At 30.4% G+C, this 1,452-nt stretch carries 3 protein-coding genes; all 3 read left to right on the top strand.

The genetic code is table 11. From position 1 onward, the window contains the following. The first annotated feature begins 71 nt into the window (after positions 1 to 71). Entirely contained in the window at positions 72 to 254 is a 183-nt protein-coding gene (locus NK213_RS20035; RefSeq protein WP_253352640.1) for a hypothetical protein, read from the top strand. After that, positions 251 to 1,039, top strand: coding sequence for an SPFH domain-containing protein (locus tag NK213_RS20030; protein ID WP_253352638.1), 789 nt, complete (start codon positions 251 to 253; stop codon positions 1,037 to 1,039). Before NK213_RS20035 ends, NK213_RS20030 begins: the two co-directional genes overlap by 4 nt. A gap of 12 nt (positions 1,040 to 1,051) precedes the next feature. Further along, on the top strand, positions 1,052 to 1,452 hold a 401-nt coding region (locus NK213_RS20025; RefSeq protein ID WP_253352636.1), incomplete at its 3' end, for a hypothetical protein.

Below are 1,452 nucleotides of genomic sequence, written 5' to 3'. Positions count from 1 at the left end.
ATATTCAAACCGGAAGGCAAGGAAAATGAAGTATTAAAGCTGTTTGATAATTGTTATGGAGGTATAGGAAATTGTACGAAAGATTGAAACGGTTATATCCAAATGTAAGAGATAAATTTATAGAAAAAGCAGTAAATCACATGAAAAATAGCGAAGTATTGACAGGCAATCCGGAAAAGGCAGAATTAATGACGGACGAGGAATTAAAAATGTACTATGAGGAAATAATATATGATTTAGGAGGAAAAAAATGAAAAAGATAATGATGATGACAACAATGTTAGGTGCAATATTAAGCTGCGGACCACAAAGCATAGAAACAGGAAATGTAGGGATAGTAAAACTATTCGGACAGGTAAAAGAAGAAATAAAAGAACCGGGATTAAGATTTACTTGGTGGGCTGATATATACGAGGTATCTCTAAAGGAAACAGAAATATCTTTAAATGATTTAAAACCAAAGGCTAAGGACAATCTATTTTTAGATGATTTAGATGTTTCGGTTTACTACAATACTTCCAAAGATCAGGCACCGAAATTATTTACAAAATATAGTAATCAATATAAAAAAATAGAGAAAAAAGGCGAAACAGATAAATATTTTGTAGGATACACATTAGTTGAACAAGTCGCAAGGTCCGTAATATTTGACAAAATAAGCGAACATGATTCATTAACAATACATCAGCAAAGAAATGTGATAGAAGTAGCAATAAAAAATCAGTTACAAGAAGAGCTGGATAAAAATGATCAGGGAGCATTCAAAATAACTCGTGTAATAATAAAAGGAGTAGCGACAGATAAAAGTGTAGAGGAAGCATTTAGAAGACGAGTGACAGCGGAAAAAGACCTTGAAACAGCGAATTTACAGCAAGAAAAAGCAAAAATAGAGGCAGAAACAAATAATATAAAAAGTACGGGATTAACAGATAAGGTATTGCAGGAAAAATATTTGGAAACACTAAAATATATATCACAAAAAGGAAATAATACATTTATTGTTGATTTAGATAATCAGAAATTATTGAATATAAAATAGGAGGAAGTAATTATGGAAAAAAGAGAAATAACAGAAAAAATTGAGATATATGGTGTAAAGAAATGTAGTAAGTGTGGTGTAGAATTTCCGAATATGGAAAAATATTTTTATGTAACAAAAGGAACAAAAGACGGATTAAGAAATGATTGTAAGAGATGTCAGGATACACAGAAGTTAAGACGAGAAATCTCACATCTTAAAGAGCTTGATACAGTAAGCATAGGAGAAGCAAAAGAAGCTGAAATAAAGGAGTTAAGAAAAATAATAGATACAGGAAATACCGAAAAGGAAAATCTAGTAAAAATAATAGCGATGACAGATGAGAGAAATGAAAGTTTATCTGATACTGCAGCTAAATTTAGTGAAAAATATAAAAAATCAAGAAAATGGAATTATGCATTAGGAGTATGTCT

Source organism: Sebaldella sp. S0638, assembly GCF_024158605.1.
In the GTDB taxonomy this organism is placed as follows: Bacteria; Fusobacteriota; Fusobacteriia; order Fusobacteriales; family Leptotrichiaceae; genus Sebaldella.
This window is presented reverse-complemented; position numbering and strand designations above follow the sequence as displayed.

Coding starts and splice junctions, on each gene's coding strand:
- NK213_RS20030 (WP_253352638.1), top strand. CDS start 251: ATGAAAAAGATAATGATGATGACAACAATGTTAGGTGCAATATTAAGC.